Annotated in this window: 6 protein-coding genes; 5 read left to right on the top strand and 1 reads right to left on the bottom strand. The window is 67.5% G+C overall.

The features are described from left to right. The first annotated feature begins 82 nt into the window (after window positions 1-82). On the top strand, window positions 83-670 hold the full coding sequence (locus A2J02_RS13740) for an Rv2732c family membrane protein (protein WP_068050689.1): 588 nt from the start codon (window positions 83-85) through the stop codon (window positions 668-670). A gap of 43 nt (window positions 671-713) precedes the next feature. On the opposite strand, the gene A2J02_RS13735 is transcribed toward A2J02_RS13740, so the two are convergent. Continuing rightward, entirely contained in the window at window positions 714-2,237 is a 1,524-nt protein-coding gene (locus tag A2J02_RS13735) for a DUF349 domain-containing protein (protein WP_068050686.1), read from the bottom strand. Window positions 2,238-2,388: 151 nt separating this feature from the next. Here A2J02_RS13735 and A2J02_RS13730 point away from each other — a divergent pair, with 151 nt between their 5' ends. The 4 genes from A2J02_RS13730 to hflX form a co-directional block, all read left to right on the top strand. Then, entirely contained in the window at window positions 2,389-3,111 is a 723-nt protein-coding gene (locus A2J02_RS13730; RefSeq protein WP_068050688.1) for a class III extradiol dioxygenase subunit B-like domain-containing protein, read from the top strand. Next, window positions 3,104-4,033 carry a tRNA (adenosine(37)-N6)-dimethylallyltransferase MiaA gene (gene miaA, locus A2J02_RS13725; protein ID WP_068050685.1) on the top strand — a complete coding sequence of 310 codons (930 nt, stop codon included), beginning with the start codon at window positions 3,104-3,106 and terminating at the stop codon, window positions 4,031-4,033. The genes A2J02_RS13730 and miaA overlap by 8 nt, the downstream gene beginning before the upstream one ends. A gap of 24 nt (window positions 4,034-4,057) precedes the next feature. Further along, complete coding sequence (gene dapF / locus A2J02_RS13720; RefSeq protein WP_068050684.1) at window positions 4,058-4,927, top strand: diaminopimelate epimerase; 870 nt, start codon at window positions 4,058-4,060, stop codon at window positions 4,925-4,927. A gap of 79 nt (window positions 4,928-5,006) precedes the next feature. Beyond that, the coding region (hflX, locus tag A2J02_RS13715; RefSeq protein ID WP_156516218.1) for a GTPase HflX at window positions 5,007-6,058 on the top strand (1,052 nt) is incomplete at its 3' end.

Genomic DNA, 6,058 nt, shown 5'->3' with positions numbered 1-6,058 from the left:
AGACGGCACCGATCGGCGTCGGCCTCGGACTTCCCTCGATCGGCGCACCGGCGCCGCTGACGCCAGAGACAGGATGCACCGCATGACAGAGACAGACGGACCCGATCGCGTCGTACCCTCTCGATCCGCAGAGGAACTCGGACGGACCGAGAGGGCGGTGATGACCGAACTGGATCCGGGCGCGCGGGCCATGGTGGTGGCCGGGCTGGTCATGGTCCTGCTGTTCACGTTCGCGTTGCCGCACACCGGATCGGCCAGCGGGTTCGACGTGCTCACGGGCAGCGATGCCGCAGTTGCCGAATCGATCGCACTGCCGTCGCGCGTCTTCGTCGTGCTCGTGCTCACGTTCGGTGTGGTGATGTCGGTGCTCGCACTCGTCACCCGTATCTGGGCGCTGGCCTGGGCTGCCCTGGCAGGGTGTGCGGTGTCGTCGGTGTACGGAATGTTCTCGATCTGGACGCGGCAGACCGTGCCGGACAACGTGCAGGGCGCCGGACCGGGAATCGGCCTGATCATCGCGTGGATCACCGTCATCGCTCTGACGTTCCACTGGCTCAAGGCCGTGTGGAAGAAGACGAACGCCCAACTCGCCGCCCAGGAGCAGCGACGCATCGCGGCCGCGTCGGGTGAACAGAAGCTCCGACTGTGGGACGGCCACTCGGCCCCGTAGGCCCGAACGGCCGTCCCCGGTCAGCGAATCACAGTTCGTCGACTCACAGTTCGTCGACGGCGCTCTCCGCTGCGTCGGCCCACTCGCGCCACTGCTGCGCCTGTGCCAGCGCACGCTCGGCATCCTTGGTCTTGCCTGCTGCGGTCGCCTTCGCAGCCTGATCCTCGAACTGAGCCACCCGTTCGCGGAACTGGGCCGCGCGGGCTACAGCCTCGGGGTCGGAGCGACGCCACTGCGACTCGACCGCGTCGTGCACCGACTTCTCGATCGCGCGCAGTTTGCCTTCGAGTTCCTGCATCTTCTCGCGCGGGACCTTGCCGATTGCATCCCACTTGTCCTGCAGATCGCGCAGCGCCGAGCGGGCAGCGTCGAGGTCCTTGCTCGGGTCGATGTGGGTCTTGGCCAGCAGGGCTTCCTTGGCCTCGGCGTTGGCCTCGAACTCGGCGTCCCGCTCGGAGGCCGCGGCGTTACGGGCGGCGAAGAACACGTCCTGTGCGGCCTTGAAGTTCTTCCACAGACCGTCGTCGGCATCACGAGGAGCGCGGCCGGATGCTTTCCAGTCCACCAGCAGATCGCGGAACGCAGCTGCGGTGGGACCCCAATCGGTGGACGACGACAGGGCTTTGGCCCGCTCGACGAGTTCTTCCTTGCGAGTCTTGGCCGCACCGCGCTCACGATCGAGATCGGCGAAGTGCGCGCCGCGGCGACGATTGAAGTTTTCCCGAGCCTTCGAGTACCGCTTCCACAGGGCATCGTCGATCTTGCGGTCGACCCCGCGAATCGTCTTCCACTCGTCGAGGATTTCGCGTAGCCGATCTCCCGCGTGCTTCCACTGGGTCGATTCGCTGCCGATCTGTTCGGCTTCGACTGCGAGAGCTTCCTTGCGTGCCGTGTGTTCGGCGCGTTCGAGCTCCTTCTCGTGCTTGGCCACCGCTGCTGCGGCGTCCGAATGCTCGACGACCGCGTCGAGTCGCCTCGCGAGCAGATCGAGGTCACCGATCACTGCCGCAGTCGGCAGGCTCTCCAGCAGCGCGGACGCTGCGGCCTTGGTCTTCTTGGCGTCGCCTGTACCGGAGGTCAATCGAGCTTCGAGCAGACCGACCTCGGTGGCCAGATCGTCGTAACGCCGACCGAAATGGGCGAGCCCTTCCGCTGCGTCTCCGGCTTGCCAGGACCCGATCTGCCGCTCGCCGTCGGAGGTGGTCACCCACGCCGTACCGTCGTCGTCGACTCTGCCGAACTTGCTGGGATCGCTCGCAGGCGTGACCGCCGGGATTGCCGTGGGGACGTGGGAGGGCGTGGGGTGAGGTTTGGCACCGGCCGAACCGCCGGGCCGAGGAGAACCGGTACCGGGACCCGCGGGCCTGGGTCCACCACCGGGCTTCGGTCCACCGCCCGGCTTGGGTCCACCACCGGGCTTCGGTCCACCGCCCGGCTTGGGTGCACCTCCGGGCTTGGGTCCGCCGTGGTTCGCCGCATCGGGAGCGGTGGCACCGGGGGGCTGGGCGGGTGCATCCGAGGACGGAGCCTCGGGGGTGGTGGGGGTACCGGCGTTCGGGTCGGTCATTGTTCCTCATCTCTGCCGCGCGTCACGGCTGCCTCAATCGCGATCTGGACACCATTGAACTAGGTGACGACCGATCGGACCATTGAAACAGCTCAGACGACTCGAGGTGGACCCGTCCGGCCAAGTCGCACCAGCGACTAGCGTGGTGCTCGTGTTTCGTGCCGCGGCCCTGGTGCCCTCTCCGCCGTTGTTGGTCCCCGAACTGATGGGCGCGGGGGCGGCCGAGACAGCAGATCTTCGGGCCGCCGCCGTCAGCGCCACGACACACCTGACGTCGACGGTCGACCGCTGGATCGCCGTCGGCGTCGATCGCACGTCCTCCACGTTCGGCGAGGCCACGGTCGGCACGTTGCGAGGCTTCGGAGTCGACGTGGTGGTGAGCCTGTCCGGCGCCGCGGATCAGACTGCGGCAGACCCGGACCTGCCGCTGGCCGTTCTGATCGCGGGGTGGCTGCGAGGAGTGGCTGCGCCCGACGACGCGGTCGAGGTCCGCACGATCCCGGCCGATGCGAGCCCCGAGTGGTGCGCCGAGTTCGGCGAGAAGCTGCGCCGAGAGTTCGACGCCTCGGCGGAGAGCTGGGGCGTGCTGGTGCTGGCAGACGGGGCGAACACGCTGACTCCGAAGGCCCCCGGATCGTTCGACGAGCGCGCCCAGGAGGTCCAGCGCCGGATCGACGATGCCCTCGCGGCAGCGGACGTCGACGCGTTGGCCGGTCTGGAACCGGACCTGTGCGCATCGCTCGGTGTCGGCGGCCGAGCGGCGTGGCAGGTGCTGGCAGCACTCGCCGGAGCCGATGCGAAGACGACGACGGAGCTCTACCGAGGTGCCCCCTTCGGCGTCGGATACTTCGTGGGGACCTGGTCTCGTGACTGACGGGGCGAGCGATCCGGCCACGACTCCGGTCGCGATCATCGGCCCGACGGCCGCAGGTAAATCCGATCTGGCTCTCGATCTGGCCGAGAAATTCGGCGGCGAAATCGTCAACATCGACGCGATGCAGCAGTACCGGGGAATGGACATCGGGACCGCGAAACTGCCAGTCGCTCAGCGGCGGGGGATTCCGCACCATCAACTCGATGTGCTCGAGGTCACCGACATCGCCACGGTCGCGCGGTATCAAGCGGCTGCGGTCGCCGACGTCGAGGACATCAGATCGCGCGGATTGCGCCCGATCATCGTCGGGGGATCGATGATGTACGTGCAATCGTTGCTCGACGAGTGGGCCTTTCCGGCAACCGACCCCGTCGTGCGGGCGAAGTGGGAAGCAGTCCTCGAACGCAACGGTGTCGAGGAGATCCATCGCGCGTTGACGGCCGCCGATCCCGAGGCTGCCGCGTCGATACTGCCCACCGACGGCAGGCGCATGGTCCGGGCGCTCGAGGTGGTGGAGCTGACGGGGCAGCCGTTCGCGGCCTCGGCTCCGAAGATCGGCGCACCTCGCTGGGGCACGGTGGTGCTCGGAGTCGACCGCGACACGGCCGAACTGGACGAGCGGATCGCCGAGCGCACGCGACAGATGTTCGAGAGCGGACTGCTCGACGAGGTGGAGGGGCTGCTCGGTCTGGGGCTGCGTGAGGGCGTCACTGCGTCGCGCGCGATCGGGTACGCGCAGGCTCTCGACGTGTTGGCGGGGGAGTACGACGTCGAGTTCGCGCGCGAACGGACGTTCATCGGAACCAGACGCTACGTGCGACGCCAACGCTCGTGGTTTCGCCGCGACGACCGTGTCCGTTGGCTCGACGGTGCGTCGCCCACGCTGATGTCCGACGCCCTGTCCGCGATCGATCCCTCGTAACCGAGCCCACGTAGACTCGCGGCCATGGAATTCGCCAAAGGCCACGGAACTCAGAACGACTTCGTCGTACTGCCGGATCCGGCAGCCGAGCTCGAACTCACCAGGTCGGCGGTCTCGGTGTTGTGCGATCGACGCCAGGGCCTCGGTGCCGACGGCATTCTGCGCGTCGCCCGGGCCGGTGTGCTCCGAGATGCAGGCGTACTCGATCGAATTCCGTCGGGTGTCGAGCCCGAGGACTGGTTCATGGACTACCGCAACGGTGACGGCACCATCGCCGAGATGTGCGGCAACGGCGTCCGCGTGTTCGCGCACTATCTGCGGGTGCACGATCTCGAACAACGTGACCAGTTCGTGGTGGGTTCGCGGGCCGGTGCACGCGCTGTGACCGTCCACTCGTTCGACGACACCGACGCCGATGTCACCGTGGCCATGGGTGATGTCACGCTGATGGGCTCGAGCTCGGTGACCCTCGCGGGTGGAACGTACGAGGGCGTCGGGATCGACGTCGGGAACCCTCATCTGGCCTGTGTCGACGGTGCGTTGACGCGCGCATCTCTCGGCGCTCTCGACCTGTCCGCGCCGCCGACACTGGACTCCGAGTTCTTTCCCCGCGGCGCGAACGTCGAGATCCTGACCAGGCTCGACGACGGTGCCGTCGAGATGCGCGTGTTCGAGCGCGGCGTCGGGGAGACGCGATCGTGTGGCACCGGAACCGTGGCGGCGGCCGCGGCGGCGCTGTCCTACGAGGGTCTCGAGACCGGGGAGGTGAGCGTCGGTGTGCTCGGCGGTCGGGTGCGCGTGAACATCGATCACGTCGGTGCCACTCTGCGCGGACCGTCGGTGCTGCTGGCCCGCGGCGAGATCGACGACCGGTGGCTGAAGGCTCAGTCCTGACGATCGCCCCGGCCTCTGCATCCGCCCGGACCGAAACCCGCGTGCATACGCTGGGCTTTTCGTGGATCATGGGTGACGTATGACGAACTCACATGAAACATCCCCTGCGGGCGAACCGGTCGACGACAGTCGCGACGAGGTCGACGGTGCTCCCGAAACCGAATCCGCCTGGACTCGCGAAGAGTCCGACGCGTGGTCGAGGCGACTGGCTCGGTCTCCGCTGAACGACGAGAACTCCCCGTCGTCCGGCGACATGCAGCTCGAAGACCGCACCGCGCTGCGTCGAGTGGCCGGACTGTCCACCGAACTCACCGACGTCACCGAGGTCGAGTACCGGCAGCTGCGCCTCGAACGCGTCGTGTTGGTCGGAGTCTGGACCACCGGCACGGCCGCGCAGGCCGAGTCCAGCATGACCGAACTGGCTGCACTCGCCGAGACCGCCGGCTCGGAGGTACTCGAAGCGCTGATGCAGCGACGCGACAAGCCCGACGCCGCGACGTACATCGGTTCCGGCAAGGCCAAGGAAGTGCGCGACATCGTCCTCGCGACCGGTGCCGACACGGTGATCTGCGACGGTGAACTGACGCCTGCTCAGCTCAATGCGCTGGAGAAGGTCGTCAAGGTCAAGGTCATCGACCGCACCGCGCTGATCCTCGACATCTTCGCCCAGCACGCGACCTCGCGAGAAGGCAAGGCGCAAGTCGCCTTCGCGCAGATGGAGTACATGTTGCCCAGGCTCCGCGGCTGGGGTGAATCCATGTCGCGGCAGGCCGGTGGACGTGCAGGCAGCAACGGTGGTGTGGGTCTGCGCGGACCGGGTGAGACGAAGATCGAGACCGACCGTCGACGCATCCGCGAGCGAATGGCCAAGCTGCGCCGCGAGATCAAGGGCATGAAGCAGGCCCGCGACACCAAACGCGAACAGCGCCTGAGCGGTACGGTGCCGTCCATCGCGATCGTGGGATACACGAACGCGGGCAAGTCGAGTCTGCTGAATGCCCTGACCGGATCCGGTGTGTTGGTCCAGAACGCGTTGTTCGCCACCCTCGATCCCACCACGCGGAAGTCGACCCTCGAAGACGGCCGCGAGATCGTGCTGACCGACACCGTCGGCTTCGTTCGGCACCTTCC

This window comes from Rhodococcus sp. EPR-147 (assembly GCF_001647185.1).
Classification (GTDB): Bacteria; Actinomycetota; Actinomycetes; order Mycobacteriales; family Mycobacteriaceae; genus Rhodococcoides.
Note: the sequence above shows the minus strand (reverse complement) of the source record. Positions and strands in the feature narration are given on the sequence as shown.